Genomic DNA, 24,406 nt, shown 5'->3' with positions numbered 1-24,406 from the left:
CGCTTGATGTTCGATCCCTCGCGGCCCGCGGTGGCAGGCGCCCTGCTGCTGATGCTCGCCGGCGCGCCGGTCGCAGCCCAGCCGCTGCGCAATGACCGCGAGGCGGTGTTGCCCCGGACGACGCCGACGTCCGATGACCCGCAGCGGATCCCGCGGCGTCCCGTGGCGGGGCCGGGCAAGCAGACGGTGCTGATGGGCGGCCGCGTCTTCGACGCTGTCCGCGCGGCGGCCTTCGAGGGAACGGTGGTGCTCGAGGATCGAACCATCAAGGCCGTCCTGCCCGCGGGGCGCACCGACTGGGCGGCGGACGCCGTGGTGATCGATGTGACCGGGAAGACCGTCATGCCGGGCCTCATCGATATGCACGTCCATATGACCTACCCCGACCCCGACACACCGATCGACGAGCAGGACACCGAAGGGTCCGGCGTGCTGCGCGGCGCGCGGAATCTCCGCTGGTTCCTGGAGTCGGGCTTCACCGCGGTCCGCGACCTCGGCGGCGTGTTGAACGCCCCGCACCAGCTCGCCCAATGGAGCGCGGCCGGGCAGATCCCGGCCCCCCGCGTCTTCGCCGCGGGTCACATCATCACCGGCACCGGAGGGCACGCCACCGAGCGGCCGATCACGCCCAACCATGGTCCCGCGTACCAGTGGGAGCGCGACGGGGCGGACGCCTGGCGCGCGGCGGTCCGCACCGCCTTCAAGGAGGGGGCCAGCGTCATCAAGATCGCCAGCCACTTCACGCCCGAGGAAGCCGCCGCCGCCGTGGACGAGGCCCATACGCTGGGCCTGCCGGTGACGTGCGATTGCGAGACCATCTATATCGACCGGGCGGTGGCCGCCGGCGTCGACATGATCGAGCATCCGCTGCCGCGGACCGACGCGGCCGTCGCGGCCATGGGGAAGCGCAGGATAGCTTCCGTCCCGACCCTGCAGGTCTACCAGAATGTGCTCGACACCGCGGGCGGCTTCTACGGCTCGACGTCGCGGCGGTTCGTCATGACCAGCCAGTCGAACTTCGACATGTTCAAGAAACTGAAGGCCGCCGGCGTGGTCATGGGCGTGGGGACCGACACCATCGGGCGGGTCAACCAGATGATCCCCAACCCCTACATCGCCGAGCTCAAGTGGTTCGTGAAGGGCGGCTACACCCCCGCCCAGGCCCTGATCGCCGCGACCAGGACCAACGCCGAGCTCCTGGCCATGGGCGACAAGCTGGGCACGCTGGAGGCCGGCAAGCTCGCCGATGTGATCGTGGTCGACGGCCGGCCCGACGAGGTGCTCGACGACCTCGCCCGGGTCGTCCACGTGTTCAAGGACGGGCGGCAGTGGGTGGCCGATGGTCAGGTGCGGCTGCCGCGCCATCCGTCCGCCCCGCTGGCCAAACCCTCGCCGCCGGCCGACACGAAATGAGGCGGGCGGAGGCGGCGTCGCCCGGGCGCGCCGACGCCGCCCAGAGCCCGCGCCCCCGGGACGTCGCCCGCGCCCTCGGCTCGGTGATGGTCGGCAACTGGTTCGAGCTCTTCGATTTCATGGTCTACGGCTATTTCGCGGCCCAGATCGGCCGGGCGATGTTCCCGGCGGCCGATCCGCTCACCAGCCTCCTGGCGAGCTTCGCCACCTACGGCGTCGGCTTCTTCATGCGGCCCGTGGGAGCGGTCGTGATCGGCAGCTACGGCGACCGGCGCGGCCGCAAGGCGGCCCTGGTCCTGACGATGGTGCTGATGGCCGTGGCGACGGGGCTGACCGGGCTGGTCCCGGCCTACGAGTCGATCGGGCTGGCTGCGCCGATCCTGCTCGTAGCCTGCCGGCTCGTGCAGGGGTTTGCGACCGGCGGGGAGTGGGGCGGGGCGACGACCTTCCTGGTGGAATACGCCCCTCCGCATCGCCGCGGGTTCTTCGGTAGCCTGCAGCAGCTGAGCACCAGCCTCGCCATCCTCTCGGCGGTCGGCGTCGCCTTGCTGCTGAACAGTGTGCTGTCCGCGGACGACCTGGCCGATTGGGGATGGCGATTGCCCTTCCTGCTCGGCCTCCTCGTCGCGCCAGTGGGGTTCTGGCTCCGCGCGCACGTGGACGAGACGCCGGCGTTCCGGGCCGAGGCGGGGCCGCCCGCCGCGCCGCTGCGCGAGGCGCTGGCCCATCACGGCGGGGCGGTGCTGCAGGTCTTCGGCGTGACGGTCGTCTGGACGGTGGGCAGCTATATCTTCGGCGCCTTCACGGCGAGCTTCGCGGCCCAGACGCTGAAGATCCCCGCCTCGCTGGTGCTCACGGGAACGCTGATCGGAACCCTCGCGAACATCTGCACGATCCCGTTGGTCGGCTGGCTTTCCGACCGCTTCGGCCGCTGGCCGTTCCTGGTCGCCAGCGCGGCGGCCTGCCTCGTCCTGGGCGTGCCGCTCTTCATGCAGCTCGACGCCGCGCCAGGCCTGTGGAGCGTGGTCGCGCTCACGACCGTCGGCGGGGTGCTCACGGGCCTCTACAGCGGCGCCGCGCCCACCTTCATCTGCGAGCTGCTGCCGACCCGGGTCCGCTACACGGCCATGTCCGTCGGGTTCAACGGCGCGGTGATGGTGTTTGGCGGCTTCGGGCCCTTCATCGCCACCCTGCTCGTGCGCGAGACCGGCCTCAATATCGCGCCCGGCTTCTACGTCATGGCCGCTGCGGCCATTTCGCTGGGCGCCCTGCTGGTCGTTCCGCGCCGGCCGAGTTTCGAGGCGGCCGAGCTCCGTCCGATCCCGCGGCGAAATTTCCTCCAGAGGGCGTGAGGGTTTTCGTCCGTGCTTCGTCTCTGGAAGTGCGGGCGGGGGCGCACGGGGATCGGTTCGATCCTCCAACCCTGCCGTTCGCCGCGCTTCCGTCCGCACACCACCAAGGCTGAAAGAACCATGACCAAGTCCGCCCTGCTTCTCTGCACCGCGCTTGCGGGCGTCGCCATGGCCGGCGCCGCCGCCGCCCAGACCGGTAGCGGCGAGGCGCTGGAGGAGGTGGTGGTCACCGGCAGCCGCGGGCAGGCGCGGACGGTGGTCTCCAGCCCCGCGCCCATCGACGTGATCAGCGGCGAGCAGTTGGAACGCCTGGGCGGGGCGGCGCCGCTGCGCGACGCGCTCACCCAGCTGATCCCTTCGTTCCAGGCGCAGACCGTGGGGTCGTCCTCGTGGGACAGCCTGGCGCGACCGGCCGGCCTGCGCGGCCTGGGCGGGGTCCATGTGCTGGTCCTGGTGGACGGCAAGCGCCGCCACAACAGTTCCCTGCTCAACCTCAACACCGGCAACCTGTCCAACGGCGGCAACCCGGTGGACCTGGACCTGATCCCCTCCAGCGCCATCGCCCGCGTGGAGGTGCTGCGCGACGGCGCAGCGGCGCAGTACGGGTCGGACGCGATCGCCGGCGTGATCAACGTGATCCTGCGCAAGGACAGCGAGGGCGGCAGGCTGAACGTCAACGCGGGCCGCCGCTTCGAATACAACGGCGTCTCCGATGGCGAGACCGTCCAGGCGGACATGTTCCACGGCTTCCGCTTCGGCGAGGACGGCTTCGTCACCCTGGCGGTCGACGCCAAGACGCAGCACGACGCCCTGCGCGGCGTGGACCTGACGGGGCAGCTCTACTTCACCCTGCCGGGCGGCGTCGCCGACCCGCGGGAGACGACCGCGCACCGCTACCAGCTCTACAGGGGCGGCCTGCCCAAGACCAAGTCCGCCGCCCTCTCCGTGAACGCCGGCCAGACGCTTGGCGGCGCGGAGGTCTATGCCGCCGCGACCCTCAGCTTCCGCGACGCCGTCGTGGGGCAGGGCTTCCGCCGACCCAACAGCAACCAGAACCTGATCCAGGTCTATCCGGACGGCTTCGCGCCCAACTACACGCTGGACGAATTGGATCATCAGGTAACGGGCGGCGTCCGCTGGACCGCCAGCGACTGGGATTTCGACCTCAGCACCACCTACGGCCGCAACCGGGTCGATCACGGGTCCAGCAACAGCCTGAACGCCTCGCTGGGACCGGCTAGCCCCACCGAGTTCCACACCTTCCGCTCCACGTTCGAGCAGTGGACGACCAACCTGGACGTGACCCGTGAGTTCGCCGTGTTCGGCGGCCGCCCGCTCACGGTCGCCGCGGGGGCCGAGTACCGCTGGGAGCACTATGAGACGAAGGCCGGCGATCCGGCGGCCTATGTGGCCGGCGGCTACGTCTATCCCACCGGCTACGGCAACCTGGCCGGGCGAGCCGCGACCGTGGGGGCCCAGGGCGCCGTGATCCTGACGCCGGCGGACGAGGCGGACGTCTCGCGCGCCAACTACGCCGCCTATATCGACCTCAGCCTCGACGTGACCGACAAGTTCCTGATCGCGGCGGCCGGCCGCTACGAGGATTACGACGACGCGGCGGGCGACGTGCTGAGCGGCAAGGTCTCGGCCCGCTACGAGTTCAACGACGCCGTCGCCCTGCGCGCCACCGTCAGCAATGGCTTCCGCGCCCCGTCGCTGTCGCAGTCGGGCTACGCCCAGACGGCCAACCAGGCCAACATCATCAACGGCGTCTTCACCTTCGTGGAATCGAAGACGGTGCGGCCGGACTCGGCTGTCGGCGAAGCGCTGGGCGCCCAGCCGCTAAAGCCCGAGAAGTCCACCAACTACAGCGTCGGCCTGGCCCTCACGCCGTTCTCCGGCTTCTCCGCCACGGTGGACGCCTATCGTATCGAACTGCGCGACCGGATTGCGCTTACCGGCCTCCTGTCGGGGAGCGGGGTCGCGGCCGTCCTGGCTCGCAACGGGCTGCCGACGAACCTCTCGGTCCGCTACTTCGCCAACGCGATCGACACCAACACCAAGGGCGTGGACATCGTCGCCTCCTATAGCCACGACATTGGCGACCTGGGTCGCCTGCGCTACACCCTGGGCTTCAACTACAACAAGACGACCATCGCCGGCATCGCGCCCAACCCCCCGGAACTGGCAGGCCTGGGGCTGACCCTGTTCGACCGCCAGCAGCGGGGTTCGGCGACGGTCTCGACGCCGCGGACCAAGCTGCTCCTGGGCGCGGAATGGACCTACGACAAGTGGCGGGTGAACCTGCGCGAGAGCCGCTACGGCAAGTGGCAGAGCCTCAACAACAACGCCGCCTTCGACCAGCGCTACGGCGCCAAATGGCTCACCGATCTCGAGGTGGGCTACCAGGTCAGCGAGCGGCTGGCCCTGGCGGTCGGGGCGAACAACCTGTTCGACGTCTATCCCGATCGCAACACGGTGGCGGACACCAATGGCTTCGCGCCCTTTGGCGGCAACTCGCCGTTCGGCGTCTACGGCGGCTACTACTACGCGCGCGTGACGGTGAACTTCTGAGCGGAGGGCTGGCGGCGACCCGGCCGCCGAGGATCGGTCAGGGCGCGGCTCGATGCTCGCCCACCAGCCCCATCCGCGCCGCGATGGTCGCGGCGCCGGCCTTGACCGCCGCGACCACGCGTTCGCGCTTGTCGTCGAAGCGGCTCGTCACGCACCCGATGTTCAGCGCCCCGAGCGCGCGGCCGCTAGCGCCGAGGATCGGGGCGGCGACACCGGTGCCGCCCAGGGCGAACTCCTCCATCACGATCGCGTAGCCGTCGGCGCGTGCGTGCGCGATGATCCGCAGGATGTCCTCCCGGTCGGTGACCGTATGGCGTGTCAGGGCCGCAAAAGGGCCCTCGCCGAGCAGGGCCGCCCGGGCGTCTTCGCCTTCCCGGGAGAGAAGGACGCGGCCGATCGCGGTGCAGAAGAGCGGGATCGGTCGGCCGAGCGCGGCCGTGTAGCGGACCTCGACGTCCGCCTCGACCTGGCTCAGCAGCTGCGCGGCTCCCTGCTTGTCGTAGGCGCCGAGGGTGACGGATTCCCCCAGCTCCGCGCTGACTTCCTCCATGACCGGGCGGGCGACCGCGATCAGGCGTGCATGCGGATCGGGGGTCCAGCCGAAGCTTCCGGCCCGATATTCGTCGCTGAGCCTGTAGCGCTCCGAAACGGAGTCCCGATAGGCGTAGCCCCGGTTCACCAGCGTTCGAAGCAGCATCAGGGTGCTGCTCTTCGGTGCGTTCAGGCGGGCCGTCGCTTCGCGCAGGAGGACGCCGTCCTCGCTGCCGGCGATCAGTTCCACAAGGTCCAGCACGCGCGCAGCCGAGAGGACATTTTCGCTCATCTATATGAACGCCGTTCCCATGTTTGAACGCATTGTCGTCTCCAGCTCAGGTTTACGTCAATCGCGCCCGTTGAGAAGCTGGGCATCGCGCGGGGCCGCGTCAGGCGTCGCTCGGCCGTGGCGCAGTCCCGTGCAGGCGGACCGAACGGGGGCCGAAAGGATCCCAACGTCGTGCAGTTGAGGCTTGGGTAACCATTGTCTTGAGTCGGTCGGGTGGGGAGCGTCGATGCGCTGGGCCTCGATAGCGCGCTACGTCGTTCACGTCGCTGGCAAGAACCTCATGCGCCGGAGTCTTGTCTGGATCGGTCGGCGACCTGAGACGGTGCAGATGCCGTCCTTCGGTGACTTCGCGCTGGGCGCCGCGATCTCGAACGATCAGCAGGGCTTGTTGAACGCCCCAAGAACATTTGTTGGACGCGCGGGCCGCGAATTGGCCAAATCCTGCCACAGGCGCAGCAAAGCGCCGGGGGTAGTTTGAGGGGATTTCCAAGATGATCGGGAAGGGGTTGCGCGGCCGGTCCGCACTGCTCGCCACCAGCGCGTTGTGCGCGTTCGGGCTGGCGACGCCCGGCTGGGCGCAGGACGGCGCCGAAGCGCAGACCGTCGACGAGATCGTCGTGGTCGGCTCCCAGATCCAGGGCTCCAAGGTGACGGCGGCGCTGCCGGTGACGGTGGTGGACGCGACCCAGATCCAGGCGACGGCGGCCGGCTCGGGCGACGAACTGTTCCGGACCATCCCGCAGGCCGGCAACGTGACGTTCAACTCGAGCTTCCTGCCGGGCTCGTCCAACTCGGCGCGCGGCGACGTGAACTCCGTCAGCCTGCGAAACCTCGGCGCCGGCAACACCCTGGTGCTGATCAACGGCCGCCGGACGGTCTACCACCCGACGACCCAGGCCGAGTCCCTGGTGCCCACCTTCACCTACAACACCAACGCCATCCCGGTGGCGGGCCTGCGCAGCATCGAAGTGCTGCGCGACGGCGCGGCCGCCATCTACGGCACCGACGCGGTGGCCGGGGTGATCAACACCGTCCTGCGGGACGACGTCGACGGCGGCCAGCTGGAGTTCCAGTACGGCACGGCGCCGGGGACGAACCTGCGTGAAGGCCGGCTCACGGGCCTGTTCGGCGACAACTTCCAGGACGGCCGCGGCAACATCACCCTCTTCGGCTCGCTGGAGAAGCGCTCGGCCCTGCTCGCCTCGGACCAGGACTACACATCCATGTCCGACCGCCGGCCGCTGTTCGCCGGCACGGAATTCGCCAACACGGTCAGCCTCGACACCCGTTCCACCGTGACCGGCTTCGGCGCCTTCCAGGCGGCGGGCGTGACGAGCGCGATCCGCCAGGGTACGACGGCGATCACGGGCTCCACCGGCATCTTCCACTTCTCGCCGCAGTCCGTAAGCTGCACGGTGACCGTGAGCCCGGGCCTCTGCATCGTGCCGGGCGCCATCAATACGACGACGGATCGCGCCTTCCGCGTCGACAACCTGGCTTCGAGCAAGTCGTCGGTCATCCCGCAAGCGGACCGGACCAACCTGTTCCTGACCGGGCACTACGACATCACCGAGGACGTGACCTTCTTCGGCGAGGCGGGCTACTATCATGCCCGCACTGAGGGCAACGTCGCTGGCAGCCAGGGCGTCACCACCTCGCCGACCATCTCCATCGGACCAAACGCCTACTATAACCCCTTCGGCGCCGCGACCCTCGCGAATGGCCAGCCGAACCCCAACCGCCTTCCGAACCTGGTGGGTGTGCCCGCCAGCGGTCTGCGGCTGACCTTCAACGCCTACGGCCTTCTGGACCTTGGCCCGTCGCAGGTCATCGTGACCAACGACCAGTATCGGGTGCTGGGTGGGTTCAAGGGCAAGAAGTTCGGCTTCAATTGGGAGACCGCCGCCCTCTACTCGGAAGCGACGGTGGACGACCTCTCGTACGCCCTGGACGGCACGGCCTTCTCGGCGGCGGTCAACCGCACGACACCCGACGCCTACAATCCCTTCAACGGCATCGGCACGTCGAACCTGACCACCGGGGGCGACCAGACGCCGTCGAACGCGGCGGCGCTTGCTGGGCTGCTCATCCCGATCACCCGCTCGAACAAGACCACGCTCGCCCTCTGGGACTTCAAGGTGAACCGCCCGGATCTGCTCTCGATGTGGGCGGGCGACATCGGGGTCGCGGCGGGCGTCGAGGTGCGGCGCGAGACCTATCGCGACAATCGCGACGACAACGTCGACGGGACCATCCCGTACATCGACGCGATCACCGGCCCGATCGTCGGGGGCGCCGTCGCGCTCAGCAATATCCCCGGCACCTCGGTGTCGCCGGACGTGAGCGGTCATCGGACGGTGATGTCGGCCTATGCCGAGCTTGCCATCCCCCTGGTCTCGCCGGAGATGAACATCCCGTTCGTCGATCGGTTTGAAATGCAGCTCGCCGGGCGCGCCGAGGACTACAGCGACGTCGGCAGCGTGGCGAAGCCGAAGGTGGCGGCCGCCTGGGACATCATCCCCGGCTTCCGGCTGCGCGGATCCTGGTCCAAGGGCTTCAAGGCGCCGAACCTGGAGCAGATCAACGTCAGCCAGGTCAGCCGCACGAACAACCGCCAGGACTACTACTTCTGCGAGGCCGACCTGCGCGCCGGCCGGATCACCAGCTTTACTCAGTGCACCCAGTCGCGGACCACCCGCGCCGTGCGCGCCGGCAACCCGGACCTGAAGCCGGAGACGTCGGAAAACCTGTCCTACGGCATCGTCTTCCAGCCGGAATTCCTGCCGCCGGAGATGGGCCGCCTGATCTTCACCGTCGACGTCTGGAAGATCAAACAGAAGGGCATCGTCGGCCTGTTCGGCGAGGGCAACGCGGTGATCCTCGACTATCTGATGCGTCTGCAGGGCTCGTCGAACCCGGCGGTCCACCGCCTGCCGCCGACGCCCGACAACATCGCCGTGTTCGCTGGCACGGGCCTGACGCCCGTCGGCTTCGTGGAGTATGCGGACGACAAGTACGTCAACCAGCTGCCGCAGGTGGCCCAGGGCGTCGACGTCGGCGTCAACTATCGGCTGACCACCGACACCTTCGGCGACTTCACCTTCGACGTGAACGTGGCCCGCCTGGACAAGCTCTACCAGTCCCCGACCGAAGGCCTGGCCGCGCTGCTCGAGGCGCGGGCGGCGGGCCAGATCAACGCCGGCACGATCATCACCGGCGGCCAGGACATCGTCGGCCAGAACGGCACGCCCGAGTGGCGCGGTAGCGGGTCGCTGAACTGGCGCTACGGCAATTTCACGGCCAACTGGTTCACGACCTACACGGGCAAGTTCTACTCCACCGGGCTGACCTATGCCGCGGGCGGGTTCTACAAGGTGCCGGACACCTGGGTGCACAATGTCTCGCTCTCCTACACCTTCGAAGAGGGCAACCGGTACATCAAGGACACCCGCATCCTGATCGGCGCACGCAACGTCTTCGACAAGGACCCGCCGCTGACGCCCGACGGCTATCAGGCCTCGGTCTACAACCCCTACGGCCGGTACCTCTACTTCAACATCCGCAAGAGCTTCTAAGCCGGACGGCCAGAGCCCCTCCCGCCACGCGGGAGGGGCTTTTCTGTGGGGAAACAGTCATGAGTAAAGTCGTCCGCGGCGCCTTCAACGTCGCCCTCGCCAGTGTCCTGGCGGTCTCGGTCGCCGTCGCGCCGCCCGCATGGGCGCAGGACGAGGGACCGCCCTCGGCGGCCCGCGCCCTGGCCCAGACCGGCGGCGACCTGATCGGCTACCGGTCCATCCACCACCCGGTGATCGGACGTGACGGGATGGTGGTCTCGCAGAACAAGATCGCCTCGCGGATCGGCGCCGACATCCTGGCCAAGGGGGGCAACGCCGTGGACGCCGCCGTGGCGGTGGGGATCGCCGAGACCCTGACGCTGCCGCGGGCCGGCAACATCGGCGGCGGCGGCTACATGCTGATCCATGACGCCGCCAGCGCGAAGACGATCGCGATCGAGTACTACGGCCAGGCGCCTCTCGGGGTGACGCCGGACTTCCTGCTCGGGGCCGACGGCCGGGTCTCGGGCGAAAAGGTCCAGTCCATGAAGGGCGTGACCGTCCCGGGCACCGTGGCCGGGCTCTGGGAAGCGCACAGGCGGTACGGGAAGCTGCCGTGGGCCAAGCTGATCCAGCCCACCATCGACCTGGCCGCCAAGGGCGTCGTCATGAGCGACGACGAAGCGACCGCCCTGGCCCAGCGCCAGGCGGCGATGGCCAAGGATCCGGGCGGGGCGTTCAAGGTCTATTTCAAGAAGGACGGCTCGGCCTACAAGCCGGGCGAGGTCTTCCGCAATCCCGACCTGGTCTGGACCCTGAAACACATCCAGTCGCGCGGCGCCGACGGCTTCTACAAGGGGCCAGTGGCCGAGCGGCTGGTGGCGGGGATCAAGGCCGGCGGCGGCATCATCACCCTGCAGGACCTGGCCGCCTATCGCGCCAACGTCCTGGAGCCGATCTGGTCGGACTATCGCGGCCACCGGATCGCCTACATGCCGCCCACCTCGGCCGCCTCAAGCGTCGCCGAGGCCATGAACATCATCGAGCAGTTCCCGGTCAGCGAGATGGGGGCCGGCAACGTGGCGACCATGCACCTGGTGGCCGAGACGCTGAAGATCGTGACGATGGATCGCCGCTATTCCGGCGGCGGCCCGCAGTGGAAGACGCCGGCGACGGGAATCGCCAGCAAGGAATTCGCTAAGGAGCGGGCCAAGCTCATCTCCATGTACCGCTCGCTGGACAGCAAGACGCTGCCCGCCCTCGATCCGCACCCCTACGAGAGCCCGGACACGACCCACTTTTCCATCGCCGACAAGGATGGGAACGTGGTGTCAAACACCTATACGCTCACCGCTTCGTTCGGCGCTCACGTGGTCGCGCCGGGAACGGGCTTCCTGCTGAACAACTCGCTCGGCAACTTCGACTGGAATCCCCGCCCGACGAGCCTCGGGAACAAGATCGAACCCGGCAAGCGCGCCCAATCGACCATCTCGCCGGTGATCGTATTCAAGGACGGCAAGCCCTGGGTCGCCACCGGCACACCGGGCGGCGGCACGATCATCGGCACCATGGTGCAGATGCTGATGAACGTGATCGACTTCAGGCTGAACGTAGCCGAGGCGGCCCAGCGCCCGAGGATTTACCAGGCGGGGATCGACGGGCCGCTGCAGCTCGAGGAATCGATCCCCGAAGACCAGGTCGCCGGCCTCATCGCCAAGGGGCACAAGGTCGAACGCTCGCAGATTCTCGGGAGCACCCAGTCGATCATGATCGGCCCTGACGGCGTCATGTACGGCGCCGCCGATACGCGCCGGCCGGACGCGGCCGCCGTGGCCGTGCGGCAGTTCTGACGCCGCGGCGGCTCAGGCGCCCGCCACCAGGCGCAGCCCCGCGGAATCCAGCCGCCGCGGGGCGGGGAGGGCTTTCACGAACATCTCGGCGGCGCGGCTGAGCCGGCGTTCGCTGTGCTGGAGCAGGCGAAACGGGCGGCGGGGCAGGTCGAGCGGCACCCGGACGAGCGCGCCGCTCTGAAGCCACTCGCGGACGACCAGGTCGGACAGGGCGCCGGGGCCCGCGCCGGCCATGACCGCGGAGCGCACCGACTCGTTGGTGGGCAACTCCATGCGGATCTCGAGGTCTCCGCCGTCCAGCCCCATCGCCTCCAGCGCGCGGAGGAATTCCGAACGCGTCCCCGAGCCATCCTCGCGGAGCACCCATCCGCCGCGCAGCAGGCCTTCGGCGGTCGGGCGCCTGGCGGCCCAGGCGTGTCCGGGCGGGACGAAGACGCAGAGCCGATCACCCTCGACCTCGGCCGAGACCAGCGCCGGATCAGAAAATCCGCCCTCCACGAAGCCGAGGTCGGCCTCGCCCTCCCGGACCATGCGTCCGACCGCGGCGGTGTTGGCGATGTGCAGGTCGACGGCGAGGTGAGGGAAGCGGTCGTGGAAGTCCGCCAGCAGCGGGGGCAGCCAGTAGTTGCCAATCGTCTGGCTGGCGCAGATCGAGACCGTTCCGCGACGCAGGTTGCTTAGGTCCGAGAGGGTCCGCTGCGCAGCGCGCACTTGGCTGAGGACCTTTTCCGCCTCCACCAGAAACGCCTGGCCGGCCGCCGACAACTCGATCCGCCGGCCGACCCTGTCGAAGAGTGGCGTGCCGTAGGCGTTTTCAAGCGCGCTGATCGAGGCGCTGACGCCCGACTGGGTGATGTGCAGGGCCTCGGCCGCCCGGGTCATGTTCAAGCGCTCGGCGACGCAGACGAAGATCCGAAGTTGCTCAAGCGTCATGGCCACCCCCCTGGCGTCCTTGTCACAACCTATTCACAAGCCGGAATGTTCATCAAGCAGAACGACGTTCACGATATCGAACGACGCAATCGCGGAAGATGTGGTCGCTGGCCTGGGCGCCGCTGGCGCAAGGGCGCTCAATTTCCAGGCGCCGCCAGTTCGCCGTTCATCCCGTAGTCGGAGCGGGCGCATCGCGTCCGCTGTAACCGACAAGTGCAGCTTGTTGAAGATAAAACTCCAGTTAATGCAAAGTGTTCAAAAGAATATCGCGTTGCGAACACTGTAGAATTGCGCAATCTCTTGCCTGCGGTTTGACTATTGTGGCGGCCAGATGGGCGAAGGACAGGCGAGGGTCGCGGTGGTGACAGGCGGGGCGCGCGGCATAGGCCGCGCCTGCGCCCTGGCGCTCGCCGACGCAGGGTTGGACCTGGTGCTCGTGGACGTGCTCGAATCCGAAATGAAGGCCACCGCCCGGGAGATCGAGGCGTCCGGGCGACGGGTCGCCCTTCACCATGCCGACGTCGGCGACTTCGGACGCGCCCAGGCCATAGCGGCGGCGGTCAATAGGCAGTTCGGCCGGGTGGACGTGCTGGTCAACAATGCCGGCCGGTCAGAGCCGAAGGGCATCCTTGAGATCGCCGAGGCGGAGTTCGACGCGGCGATCGCCACGAACCTCAAGAGCTGCTTCAACTACGTCCATGCCATTGCCCCCATCATGCTGGCGCAGGGCGCGGGCCGGATCATCAGCATGTCGTCGCTGAACGCCCATTCCGGCGGGGTCACGGCGGCGGTCAGCCGGTTCGCCTATGCCGCCGCGAAGGCCGGCATCCTGGGCATGACCCGGGCGCTGGCGAAGGAACTCGGGCCGGACATCCTGGTGAACGCCATCTGCCCGGGGCTGATCCAGACGGAGGTGAACGGCAATTCGGTCATCCGCGAGCGCGGCGACCGGATCGCCCGCGACGGCATCGCCCTGCGGCGCGTCGGGACGCCGGCCGACATCGCCCAGCTAGTGCGGTTCCTGGCGGTCTCGGAGCCCTGCTTCATCACCGGCCAGGACTTCGTGGTCGATGGCTTCCAGTTCCAGGCCTGACGGGCGCGGGGCGAGCCGCAGAGTTGCGTACATCACGGTCGAGGGGTTGCCATGAGCGGGGGTTGGTTCGGGCGCATAGCGGCGCTCTTCATGCTGGCGGCGGTATCGGGCGGCGCGGCGCCCGGCTTTGCCGCGCCGGCCGCCGGCGACGAATGGGCCAAGGCCGCGGGCGGGGCCGAGGTCCGCGAGGGCCTGCTTCGCGCCTTCGTCGACCGCAAGGCCAACCGCATCCACCTGCGCCTCCCGCCGCCCGATGCGGAGGGGGTCTCGGGCCGGTTCATCTATCAGGCCAGCCTCACGACGGGCCTGGGCTCGACGCCCATCGGCCTTGACCGGGCCGAGAGCGGCCGCGCGCTGGTGGTCGCCTTCCGCCGGGCCGGCCGCAGGGTGATCCTGCAGGCGGAGAACCCCACCTTCCGGGCCGGCAACGGCGACGCCGACGAGGCCCGTGCGGTTCGCCACTCGTTCGCCGTCTCCAACCTGTGGGCCGGCGACATTGCGGCGGAAGGGCCCGACGGCGCCATGCTGATCGACATCACCAGCTTCCTGACCCAGGACACCCTGGACATCGCCGCGCGGTTGAAGGCGCGGCGGCAGGGAACGTTCCGCGCCTCGGCGCCGCTCAGCTACGCGGACGCCGGCAGGGTGGGCGTGTTTCCGGAGAACCTCGAGTTCGAGGCGGTGCAGACCTTCGTCAGCGATGAGCCCGGCGCGGAGGTCCGCGCCGTCACGCCCGATCCCCGCGCCGTGACCCTGACGGTCCACCATTCCTTCGTGAAGCTGCCCGGTCCAGGGTTCCAGCCACGCCGGCACGACCCGCGCACGGGCACCTCGGTGCAGGTGCTTGTCAACGACTACGCCACCGCCCTGGACGCCCCGTCCGTCTATCGCCTGGTGCGGCGGTTTCGGCTCGAGAAGGTGGACCCCTCGGCGGCGCGCTCGCGGGTGAAGAAGCCCATCGTGTTCTACGTCGACCGCGCCGCGCCCGAGCCGATCCGTAGCGCCTTGGTCGAGGGGGCGGGATGGTGGAACCAGGCTTTCGAGGCCGCCGGCTTTATCGACGCCTTCCGCGTCGAAGTGCTGCCCGAGGGCGCGGACCCCATGGACGCCCGGTACAACGTCATAAACTGGGTCCACCGGCAGACGCGGGGCTGGTCGACCGGCCAGACGATCGTCGATCCGCGCACCGGCGAGATCGTGCGCGGCGTGGTGCAGCTGGGCTCGCTGCGGATCCGCCAGGACCGGCTGATCTTCGAAGGGCTGGTCGGCGCGGACAAGTCCGGCAAGGGCGGCCCGGACGATCCGGTGGAGATCGCCCTCAGCCGGATCCGTCAGCTCGGCATGCACGAGACCGGCCACGCGCTGGGTTTTTCGCACAACTTCGCCGGCAGCACCTTTGGCGGCCGCGCCTCGACGCTCGACTATCCCGCGCCGCTGATCCACGTGCGGAACGGAAAGCTCGACTTCAGCGACGCCTACGTGCGCGGCGCGGGCGCCTGGGACAGGTTCTCGGTGCGGTGGCTCTACAGCCAGGTCCCGCCGGGCGCCGACGAGGCGCGCTATCTGGACGGGATCGCCCGCGAGGCGACGGCCCAGGGTATGCGCTTCATCGCCGACGACGAGCATCCGGCCAGCACCCAGTGGGACAACGGGTCCGATCCGGTCGCGGGGCTGGCCGACGTGCTGGCGGTCCGCAAGATCGCCCTCGACCGCTTCGGGCTGAACAACATTCCCAAGGGCGCCGCGGTCGCCGACCTGCGCCGGGTGTTCGCGCCGATCTACCTGTTCCATCGCTATCAGGTGGACGCCGTAGTGAAGCAGGTGGGCGGGGTGGACTATGCCTACGCCGTCAATGGCGACGGCCGAGAGCAAGCCGAGCCGATCCCGGCCGCGGACCAGCGGCGGGCGCTGAAGGCGCTGGGCGAGACGTTGTCGCCAGCGCGCCTGGACGTTTCGGACGCGCTTGTCGGGCTGCTGTCGCAGGCCCAGTCGGGCACGCCGGACCGGCAGTTCGAGATCGAGGTGTTCGAGACGCTGGGCGGGCCGGTGTTCGATCCCGTCGCCGTCGCCGTCGTCGCCTCGGATCTGACGCTTCGCCAGCTGGTGGAAGCGCCGCGTCTGAACCGCGTGCTCGAGCAGCACCGGCGCGATCCCGGCCAGGTGAGCGTCGGCGAACTGCTCTCGTGGCTGTTCGGCGCCGTGCAAGGTCAGGCCGGTGAACCCCCGCGCGCCGCCGAGATCCGCCGACGCCAACAGGCGAGGCTGGTGGGGAACCTGGTGGACACGCTGGGGGACAAGGCCCTCTCGCCGACCGTCGCGGGCCTGATCGACCAGCACCTCAAGGCCTTCGGCGCCTCGCTCGACACGGCGACCGGCGCCCCCGAGGCCGTGGCCTTCAACCGGCGCCTGGCACGCCTGATCGGCGACGAGGATCGCGACGCCCTGGCGCGCCTCGCGTCGGATATGGCGCCGGCGCCCCGCACGCCTCCAGGCAGCCCGATCGGGGAGGCGTGCTGGTTCTGCGCGGCCGACCTTCCTCCTCCAGGGGCGTGACCGCGGCTCAGTGCATCTTGAAGCGGATGGGCACCGACTTGGGGCCGCAGACGAAGCTGGCGGCCGTCCGTGTCGGCTCGCCGTCGAGCTCGACGCTTTCGAGGCGCGGCAGCAGCTCCTCCCAGAGGATCCGCATCTCCATCCGCGCCAGGTGCTGGCCCAGACAGACGTGGGCGCCGTAGCCGAAGGCGACGTGCTTGTTGGGGCTGCGCTCGATGTCGTACCGGAACGGGTCGGTGAAGTGCGCCTCGTCCCGGTTGCCGGACGGGTAGCACAGCATCAGCCAGTCGCCCTTGGCGATCTTCTGGCCGGCGAGCTCGGTGTCGTCCGCGGCGGTCCGCATGAAGTGCTTTACCGGCGTCTCCCAGCGGATCGATTCCTCCACATGGCCCGGGATCAGCGACAGATCCGCCTTCAGCTTGCGGAACTGCTCGGGGTGCTCGCAGAGGGCCCACAGGGCGCCCGCCGTGGTGTTGGAGGTGGTGTCGTGGCCGGCGGTGGCGGCGATGATGTAGTAGCTCATCGCCTCCAGGTGCCCGAGCGGCTGGCCCTCGATGGCGCCGTTGGCGATCACGCTGGCCAGGTCGTTGCGCGGGTTGCGCCGGCGATCCTCGGTGACGGCGTTGAAGTAGGTCATGAAGTCCATGACCGTGGCCTGCAGTGAGGCCAGCGCCTGGTCGGTGTCGGTGAGGGACTGACCTGACCGGTTCACGTCCGGGTCGGCGCTGCCGAACAGCTCCTGGGTGAGCTTCAGCATCCGGGGCTCGTCGACCTCCGGGACGCCCAGGACCTCCATGATCACGTGCAGCGGATAGAGAAAGGCCACGTCGCGGGCGAAGTCGCAGCGCCCTCCGTGTGCGGCCATCCGGTCGACGAAGCCCTTGGCGATCTCGCGGATGCGGGCCTCAAGGCCCCGCAGGTTCTGCGGCAGGAACCAGGCCTGCGTCAGGCGCCGGTAGGCGAAGTGATCGGGGTTGTCCATCTGGACCAGCGAGCGCACCAGGTGCGGCGAGCCGCCCATCATGGCGCGCACCTTCTTGTCCGCCTCGATGGTGGTGACGACGGTCGAGCGGTCGCCGTTGTGGAACAGCTCGTTCTGCTTCTCGACGGCCTGGATGTCGTCGAAGCGCGTGACGGCCCAGAAAGGATCGAATCCGTCCGGTTGGGCGACCGCCAGCGGCGCCTCGGCGCGCAGGCGGCGGAACGCCTCGTCACTGCGACGGCGATCCTGATAGGCCCGCGGGTCGACGATCGTTTCGGCCAGGTCCTGGGGGATCATCATCGCTTCGTTTCCTCGCCATGCGCCTTTGTGAAGCGCTTGCGGAAACCGATATCACCTAGTTAATATACGGCCAACAATTAACTGATTGCAGGTGGCATGGACCAGCTCTCGCCCGCGCGGCCGGCCCGCCGGACCCAGGCCGAACGGCGCGACGAATCCGGCCGTAGCCTCGTGGAGGCGGCCATCGCCGTCGTGGCGCGGGAGGGCGTCAGCGCCGCCACCTTCGACGCCATCGGGCGTGAGGCCGGCTACAGCCGGGGCCTCGCGACCCAGCGGTTCGGCTCCAAGCAGGGCCTGATCGAAGCGGTCATCCGCCACCTTCACGAACAGCAGGAAGCGGCGCTGCTTGCGCACGACATCGACGGCCTCCCGGGCCTGGAGTCGGTGCTGGCGTTCGTCGACGTCTACCTTCGCGGCCTGTCGGGCGAACGGGGCGGGCGGGCCTACTTCATGCTGCTGTCCGCGGCCGTCGCCGACGTCTCCGAACTTCGCGTCGCGTTCGCCGACGAGCACAGCCGCATCGAGCAGCGTCTGGAGGCGCTGGTCTGCAAGGGACAGGCCGAGGGGGCGATCCGGCGCGAGATCGACGCAGACGCCGCGGCCCTGATGATCGGCAGCCTGCTGTTCGGCCTGTCGATGCAGCTACTGGTGGATCCGCATCTCAACCTCGATCCCATCCGGGAGACCAGCCTCGCGACGCTGCGCCTCAGCTTCGGGACGGAAGGACGGCCATGACCGACGCCCCCTACAAGACGTGGCAATGCCGGACCTGTGGCTACCTCTACGACGAGGAGGCGGGCGACCCGGCCGAGGGCCTCGCCCCGGGAACGCGATGGGCCGATATCCCCGACGACTGGGAATGTCCCATGTGCGGGACGGCCAAGGCCGATTTCGACATGGTCGAGCTGTGACCTGCCGCGGCGTCACCTTCTGTCAGGGCGCGCCGCCAAACGAGTGGACACGGCGGCGAAAACGCCACAATGAGGCCCAGTGGCGAACCCGCCTTGGCGGGTCGTCCGACTTAGCGCGCCGGAGCCTTCGGGCTTAATCGGGAATGCAGTAGGGGCTTCGCCCCGATCTGCAGCTGTCCCTGCAACTGTGAGCGGTGAGCGCAGACGATTTGGCGGTTTTGCCGCCAGCCACTGGGCCTTCGGGCCTGGGAAGGTGTCCGTCTGACGCTGTGACCCGCGAGCCAGGAAACCGGCCGGTGCGCGTCGCTCGAGCTCTTGGGGCAGTGGACCTCCAAGGCGCGGAACTCCGTCTGAGCGACGACGAAGAAGCGGCGGAGGCCGTTTCGACCGACCGGCGGCGCCTGCCAGGCGTCCATGCCCGCCGGCCTGTCGACCCGCGGCGCGGTGGCGCGGCGGGAGGTTCTCCGCATGTCGTTGGACGCCGGACAGAGGGGGCCGCTTGATGGCCAGGAGATATTTCACGGGCGCCGGGATCGCGGCGCTGTTGCTGGGCCAGCCGGTGGCGGCCTGGTCCGACGAGGCGGGAGCCGACGTCGAAGGCGTCATCGTCACCGCCACCCGCGGGGCCAACGGCGTCGAGGCCGACAAGCTCGGCTCGTCCGTCACATTGATCACGCCGACACAGATGGAGGACCGACAGGTCCGCATCGTCTCCGACGTGCTGCGGGACGTGCCCGGCTTCGCCGTCAGCCGCACCGGCGCGATCGGGGGCCAGACCCAGGTGCGGGTGCGCGGGGCCGAGGGCAACCACGTCCTCACGCTCATCGACGGCGTGGAGGCGTCGGATCCGTTCCTGGGCGAGTTCGACTTCGCCACCCTGCTGGGCGACGAAGTGGCCCGCATCGAGATCCTGCGCGGCGCCCAGAGCGCGCTCTATGGCTCCGACGCCGTGGCGGGCGTGATCAACTACATCACCCCGACGGCGGCCGAGGCGCCCGGCGGGCGGATGCGGGTCGAGTTCGGCTCGCAGGACACCCTGGGCGGCTCGGCCCGCTACGCCGTCGTGGCGGGGCCGCTGGACCTGGTCCTGAACGCCGGCGTCCAGCGCACCGACGGCTACGTCGGCCAGACCCTGCCGGGCGGGACCCGCAAGCTAGGGTCGGAACTGCAGTCGTTCTCGGCGAAGGCTGGCTACCAGGTCACCGAGGCGCTCAGGCTGCGCGGGGTGCTACGCTACACCGACACCCATGCCGAGACGAACAGTTCGGCCTTCGGGCGCGGCCAAGTCGACAGTCCCGGGAGCTATTTCGACGCCGTCAGCCTCTACTACCTGGCGGGCGCGGACTTGGCGCTCTTGGACGGCGCGTGGACCCATAGCGTGTCGCTGCAGGGCGTCGACGCCGAGCGGAAGGGCTACGCCCGCAACGCCCAGGCCAGCGGCGACGACGGCGTACGCACCAAGGCGTCCTACGTCACCGCCTACCGCCTGCAGACCGGCGCGCTGACCCACCGGATCACCGGCGCCTTCGACTGGGAGAAGGAGACCTACCAGAACACCTCGCCGCCCAGCGCCGGCGCCGACACCACGCGGCGCTCGATCGAGAACAGGGGCTTCGTCGGCCAGTACGACCTGGAGATCGGCGAGACGGCCGGCGTGGGCGGGGCGGTGCGCCACGACGGCAACGACCTCTTCGAGGACGCGACCACCTGGAAGGCGCAGGGCTTCTACCGCTTCAACGAGATGCTGCGGGTGCGGGCGGCGGGCGGCACGGGGATCAAGAACCCCAGCCAGACCGAGCTCTTCGGGTTCAACGCCACCGGCCCGTTCCCGTTCGTCGGCAACCCCAACCTCAAGCCGGAGACATCGCGAGGCTGGGAGATCGGCGCCGACCTGTCGTTGGGCGGTGGGCGAGCGACCGTGGGGGCGACCTATTTCGACGCCCGGCTGAAGAACGAGATCTTCTCGTACTTCGGTGGCCCGGGGCTGCCCGCGGCGTGCCCGGCCCCGCCGGCGGGGACCAGCACCACCTGCAACCGCACCTCCAAGTCCAAGCAGACGGGCGTGGAGCTGTTCGGGACGTTCGAGATCTCGCGGGAGCTGTCCCTGACGGCCAGCTACACCCACCTCGACGCCGACGAGAATGGCCTGGAGGAAATCCGGCGGGCCCCGGACATCGCCAGCGCCAATCTGACTTGGAGACCGCTGGCGGGGCGGGCCAGGGTCAATCTCAACGTGCGCTACAACGGCAAGCAGCTGGACTCGAACTTCTCGGGAATCGCCGCGCCGTTCCCCGCCTCGCTACCGGACGTGCGGCCGGCCACCAGCGCCAATGCCGGCAGGGTGGTGCTACCCGCCTTCACCCTGGTCAATCTGGCGGCCGCCTACGACCTGTCGGAGAGCGTCGAGGTGTTCGGGCGGGTCGAGAACCTGGCCGACGAGGACTACTACGAAGTCTTCGGCTTCCCGTCGCAAGGCCGCACCGCCACACTCGGCGCGCGGATCAAGTTCTGAGGACCAGCCGGCATCGATGAGACGCGCCCTGCGCATCGCTGCGATCGCCCTCGCCGCGGCCCTCTCCTCGGAGACGGTCGCGGCGAAACCGCAGCGCATCCTGTCGATGAACCAGTGCACCGACCTGCTGGTGCTGCAGCTTGTTCCGAAGGCGCGGATCGCCGGTGTGACCTACCTCGCCCGTGACGGAGCCCGGTCGCTGTTTCCCGGCGCGGCCGACGGTATTGCGGTGAACTACGGGACACCGGAGGACATCATCCGGTTCCGCCCCGACCTGATCCTGTCCGGCGACTTCTCGCTGGCGGTGACCCGTCGCCTCGCCCGCGAGGTGGGGGCGCCGATCGTGGAGGTGAAGGGGGCCCGCAGCTTCGACGACGTCCGCCAGGCCCTGCGGCAGGTCGGTGCGGCGGTGGGAGAGCCGGCGCGGGCCGAGGCCCTGGTCCGCCGGATGGACGCGCAACTCGCCAGCCTCGCCGCCCATCCGCCGCCGAGGCCCGTGCGGGTGGTGGCGTGGGACGGCGGCGCCACCGTCCCGGGGACGGACACCTTCGCCAACCGCATCTTCGCGGCGGCCGGCGCGGTCAACATCGCCGCGCGGCCGGGGGCCATCTACACGAGCTTCGACGTCGAGCGGCTGCTGGCGGCGAACCCCGAGGCCCTTCTGTTCGGCGGCGACGGGCGGCCGCTGCTGCAGAACGACGAGGCGCAGCACCGCGTGGTTCGCCGCATCTTCGCGGGCCGGCGGATCCCCTACCCGGAGGCGGCCTTCAACTGCGGCCTGCCGCAGTCGGCTGCCGCCGCCGTGGAACTGCGCCGCCGCCTCGACGCCTTGCCGCCGCGCCATGGGAGCTCCCGGTGAAGGCGCGCAGCCTACCCATGAACGCCATCGCCTTGGGGCTTCTCGCGGCCGCGTCGATCGCCTCGCTATTCCTCGGCCGCGTCAACGTCAGCCCCCAGGCGCTACTGGAGGGGCTATTCTCCAGCGATGCGAACCTTGCGCACCTGGTGATCACCGAGCTTCGCTTGCCGCGAACGATCCTGGCCGTGCTGGTTGGAGGCGCGCTCGGCCTGTCCGGGGCGGTGCTGCAAGGGCTGCTGCGCAATCCGCTGGCCGAGCCGGGTCTGCTGGGCGTTTCCAGCGGGGCGGCCGTGGGGGCGGTGATCTCGATCTACTTCGGTCTCGCCGCCGCCTTCAGCCTGGCGACGCCGCTCCTGGGCTTGGCGGGGGCGCTGGGGGCCGGGGCGCTGACCTTCGCGCTGGGGCGTGGCGGCACGCTCAGCCTGATCCTGGCCGGCGCGGCCGTCTCCGGCCTGATGGCCGCCTTTCTGGCCATGGCGCTCAACTTCGCCCCCAACCCCTACGCCGCCTTCGAGATGAGCATCTGGATGCTGGGCTCGCTGTCGCAGAAGAGCTGGGACCACATCCTGCTGGCCGGCCCGTTCATCGTGGCAGGGATCCTGGTGCTCTCGACCCTGGGCCGCTCCATCGACGCCCTGGCGCTAGGCGAGGAGCAGGCGGCGAGCCTCGGCGTCGATCTCGACCGGACGCGGGTGCTGGCCCTGCTGGGGGTCGGCCTTGCGGCGGGCGCCGCCACCTCGGTCACGGGCTCCATTGGGTTCATCGGCCTGATCGCGCCGCACCTGGTGCGCCCGTTCGTGGGCTATGAGCCCCGCCGCACCATGCTGCCCTCGGCGCTGTTCGGCGCGGCGCTGCTGCTGCTGGCCGACATCGGCACGCGGGTGCTGCACACCAGTTCTGAGCTGCGCCTGGGCGTCATCACCAGCCTGCTGGGGACGCCGTTCTTCTTCTGGCTCGTGGTCCGGTTGCGCAGGATGGCGCCATGACCGAACTCGCGGCCCGGAACGTCAGCGTCCTGCGCGGGGGACGCGCGATCGTGGACGGCGTCACGGTCGCCCTGCGCTCGGGCATGTTCGTGGCGCTGATCGGCGCGAACGGGGCCGGCAAGTCGACGCTGCTGAACGGCCTGGCCGGACTTCTCAAACCCGAAATGGGCGAGGTCGCGCTCGACGGCCGGCCGGTCCTGCATTTCGCCGGCCGGGACCTGGCGCAGCGGCGGGCCTACCTCCCCCAGCGCCTGCGCGCAGAATGGCCGATCTCCGTCGAGAGCCTGGTGGCCCTGGGCCTGACGCCCCAGCTTCCCGCGCTCGGCGGCTTGCCGGGCGGGCTTGAGCCCCGGCTCACCCAGGCCATCGAGGCCTGCGACCTGCAGGCGCACCGTTTCCAAGCCGCCACCACGCTCTCGGGCGGGGAACTGGCGCGCGCCATGCTGGCCCGGGCGCTCATCAGTGATCCGGATGTGCTGCTGGCCGACGAGCCGGTCTCGGGCCTGGATCCGCGCCACCGCCTCGACACCGTCGCCCGTCTGCGGCGCCTCGCGTCGGACGAGGGGCGGCTGGTGGTGGCGACCATCCACGACCTGACCCTGGCGGCGCGGCACGCCACCCACATCATGGCGCTGCGCCAGGGGCGCATGACGGCCTTCGGCCCGACCGCCGAGGTCCTGAGCTCCGCCTTGCTGCGCGAGGTGTTCGACGTCGAAGCCACGATCCTGGGCTCCGGGCGCGAGGTGATTGTCGACTACGTCGGGCCGGCTTGAGATGGCGGCGCTGATGCTACAGGGCTGCGGCTCGGACGTGGGGAAGTCCGTGCTGGTCGCCGGCCTCTGCCGCCTGTTCGCGAACCGGGGCCTGCGCGTGCGTCCATTCAAGCCGCAGAACATGTCCAACAATGCCGCCGTCACGGCGGAGGGCGGGGAGATCGGCCGTGCCCAGGCGCTTCAGGCGCTGGCGTGCCGCGCCGCCCCCAGCGTCCATATGAACCCGGTGCTGCTGAAGCCCCAGTCCGACGTCGGGGCCCAGCTCGTCGTCCGGGGAAAGGTCGAAGGGACCTGGCAGGCGCGGGCCTACCAGGGCCGCAAGGCCAGCCTGCTGCCGACCGTCGTGGAGAGCTTCCGGCGGCTCCAGGCCGAAGCCGACCTCATCCTGGTCGAGGGCGCCGGCAGCCCGGCCGAGACCAACCTGCGCGCAGGCGATATCGCCAACATGGGCTTCGCGCAGGCAGCCGATGTGCCGGTGGTGCTGGTGGGCGACATCGACCGCGGCCACGTGATCGCCAGCCTGGTCGGCGCCCATGCCGTGCTGGACGACGCCGACCGGGACCGCATCCACGGCTTCCTGATCAACAAGTTCCGGGGCGACCCTGCCCTGTTCGACGATGGACGGGCCGAGATCGTCGCCAGGACCGGCTGGCGGGACCTGGGCATGGCGCCCTGGCTGGCCGCCGCGGCGCGCCTGCCGGCGGAAGATGCGGTGGTGCTGCAGCGTCCCAGGGACGGGGGCGACCGACGGGTCCGGATCGCCGTGCCCATGCTCTCCCGCATCGCCAACTTCGACGACTTCGACCCGCTTCGCGCGGAGCCCGACGTGGACCTGTTTTTCGTCCCGCCGGGACAGCCTCTGCCGGGCGACGCCGAGCTCGTGATCCTGCCCGGGACCAAGGCCACGCTCGCCGACCTGGCCTTCCTGCGCGGCCAGG

Annotated in this window: 18 protein-coding genes and 1 riboswitch; of the genes, 15 read left to right on the top strand and 3 right to left on the bottom strand. The window is 69.6% G+C overall.

All coding sequences use genetic code 11. The features are described from left to right. The first annotated feature begins 6 nt into the window (after window positions 1–6). From AX721_RS01875 to AX721_RS01865, 3 genes are all read left to right on the top strand, one after another. A complete protein-coding gene (locus AX721_RS01875) occupies window positions 7–1,413 on the top strand; it encodes an amidohydrolase family protein (protein WP_231733321.1) in 1,407 nt (468 codons plus the stop codon). Beyond that, the gene (locus AX721_RS01870; protein ID WP_082765541.1) at window positions 1,410–2,765 is read left to right on the top strand and encodes an MFS transporter; all 1,356 of its coding nucleotides are present in this window, start codon (window positions 1,410–1,412) and stop codon (window positions 2,763–2,765) included. Before AX721_RS01875 ends, AX721_RS01870 begins: the two co-directional genes overlap by 4 nt. A gap of 120 nt (window positions 2,766–2,885) precedes the next feature. Beyond that, window positions 2,886–5,339, top strand: coding sequence for a TonB-dependent siderophore receptor (locus AX721_RS01865; protein ID WP_068874228.1), 2,454 nt, complete (start codon window positions 2,886–2,888; stop codon window positions 5,337–5,339). Between the two features lie 37 nt (window positions 5,340–5,376). On the opposite strand, the gene AX721_RS01860 is transcribed toward AX721_RS01865, so the two are convergent. Beyond that, on the bottom strand, window positions 5,377–6,162 hold the full coding sequence (locus AX721_RS01860) for an IclR family transcriptional regulator (RefSeq protein ID WP_068874227.1): 786 nt from the start codon (window positions 6,160–6,162) through the stop codon (window positions 5,377–5,379). A gap of 226 nt (window positions 6,163–6,388) precedes the next feature. Here AX721_RS01860 and AX721_RS27200 point away from each other — a divergent pair, with 226 nt between their 5' ends. Genes AX721_RS27200 through ggt form a run of 3 tightly spaced genes read left to right on the top strand, consistent with a single transcriptional unit; the run spans window position 6,389 to window position 11,566 of the window. Then, complete coding sequence (locus tag AX721_RS27200; protein ID WP_156466957.1) at window positions 6,389–6,640, top strand: hypothetical protein; 252 nt, start codon at window positions 6,389–6,391, stop codon at window positions 6,638–6,640. Between the two features lie 13 nt (window positions 6,641–6,653). Then, window positions 6,654–9,737, top strand: a complete 3,084-nt coding sequence (locus AX721_RS01855) for a TonB-dependent receptor domain-containing protein (protein ID WP_068874225.1) — start codon at window positions 6,654–6,656, stop codon at window positions 9,735–9,737. A gap of 59 nt (window positions 9,738–9,796) precedes the next feature. Continuing rightward, window positions 9,797–11,566: a gamma-glutamyltransferase gene (gene ggt, locus AX721_RS01850; RefSeq protein WP_068874224.1), complete on the top strand. Its 1,770-nt coding sequence runs from the start codon at window positions 9,797–9,799 to the stop codon at window positions 11,564–11,566. A gap of 12 nt (window positions 11,567–11,578) precedes the next feature. Here ggt and AX721_RS01845 read toward each other — a convergent pair whose 3' ends face one another. Next, window positions 11,579–12,499: a LysR family transcriptional regulator gene (locus AX721_RS01845; protein ID WP_068874223.1), complete on the bottom strand. Its 921-nt coding sequence runs from the start codon at window positions 12,497–12,499 to the stop codon at window positions 11,579–11,581. Between the two features lie 331 nt (window positions 12,500–12,830). On the opposite strand from AX721_RS01845, the gene AX721_RS01840 reads away from it, so the two are divergent. After that, window positions 12,831–13,592 carry an SDR family NAD(P)-dependent oxidoreductase gene (locus AX721_RS01840; RefSeq protein WP_068874222.1) on the top strand — a complete coding sequence of 254 codons (762 nt, stop codon included), beginning with the start codon at window positions 12,831–12,833 and terminating at the stop codon, window positions 13,590–13,592. A 51-nt stretch (window positions 13,593–13,643) separates the two neighbouring features. Then, window positions 13,644–16,145 carry a zinc-dependent metalloprotease gene (locus AX721_RS01835; protein WP_068874221.1) on the top strand — a complete coding sequence of 834 codons (2,502 nt, stop codon included), beginning with the start codon at window positions 13,644–13,646 and terminating at the stop codon, window positions 16,143–16,145. A gap of 7 nt (window positions 16,146–16,152) precedes the next feature. Here the strand turns inward: AX721_RS01835 and AX721_RS01830 are convergent, their stop codons facing one another. Beyond that, window positions 16,153–17,427, bottom strand: coding sequence for a cytochrome P450 (locus AX721_RS01830; RefSeq protein WP_068874220.1), 1,275 nt, complete (start codon window positions 17,425–17,427; stop codon window positions 16,153–16,155). A 96-nt stretch (window positions 17,428–17,523) separates the two neighbouring features. Between AX721_RS01830 and AX721_RS01825 the strand changes: the two genes are divergently transcribed. From AX721_RS01825 to AX721_RS01795, 7 genes are all read left to right on the top strand, one after another. Further along, window positions 17,524–18,162 (top strand): TetR/AcrR family transcriptional regulator, encoded by a 639-nt coding sequence (locus AX721_RS01825; RefSeq protein ID WP_068874219.1) that lies wholly within the window; start codon window positions 17,524–17,526, stop codon window positions 18,160–18,162. Further along, complete coding sequence (locus AX721_RS01820; RefSeq protein WP_068874218.1) at window positions 18,159–18,338, top strand: rubredoxin; 180 nt, start codon at window positions 18,159–18,161, stop codon at window positions 18,336–18,338. The genes AX721_RS01825 and AX721_RS01820 overlap by 4 nt, the downstream gene beginning before the upstream one ends. Before the next feature lie 102 nt (window positions 18,339–18,440). Further along, a riboswitch (cobalamin riboswitch) is annotated at window positions 18,441–18,651 on the top strand. A gap of 189 nt (window positions 18,652–18,840) precedes the next feature. After that, on the top strand, window positions 18,841–20,850 hold the full coding sequence (locus tag AX721_RS01815; protein ID WP_068874217.1) for a TonB-dependent siderophore receptor: 2,010 nt from the start codon (window positions 18,841–18,843) through the stop codon (window positions 20,848–20,850). A 16-nt stretch (window positions 20,851–20,866) separates the two neighbouring features. After that, entirely contained in the window at window positions 20,867–21,709 is an 843-nt protein-coding gene (locus tag AX721_RS01810; protein ID WP_068874216.1) for an ABC transporter substrate-binding protein, read from the top strand. Continuing rightward, entirely contained in the window at window positions 21,706–22,695 is a 990-nt protein-coding gene (locus AX721_RS01805) for an iron ABC transporter permease (RefSeq protein ID WP_231733320.1), read from the top strand. The genes AX721_RS01810 and AX721_RS01805 overlap by 4 nt, the downstream gene beginning before the upstream one ends. Then, window positions 22,692–23,468: an ABC transporter ATP-binding protein gene (locus AX721_RS01800; RefSeq protein WP_068874214.1), complete on the top strand. Its 777-nt coding sequence runs from the start codon at window positions 22,692–22,694 to the stop codon at window positions 23,466–23,468. Before AX721_RS01805 ends, AX721_RS01800 begins: the two co-directional genes overlap by 4 nt. Window position 23,469: 1 nt before the next feature. Further along, window positions 23,470–24,406: cobyric acid synthase (locus AX721_RS01795; RefSeq protein ID WP_082769817.1), on the top strand; the 937-nt coding region annotated here is incomplete at its 3' end.

The sequence above is a fragment of the Phenylobacterium sp. CCH9-H3 genome, from assembly GCF_001557235.1.
In the GTDB taxonomy this organism is placed as follows: Bacteria; Pseudomonadota; Alphaproteobacteria; order Caulobacterales; family Caulobacteraceae; genus Phenylobacterium.
Note: the sequence above shows the minus strand (reverse complement) of the source record. Positions and strands in the feature narration are given on the sequence as shown.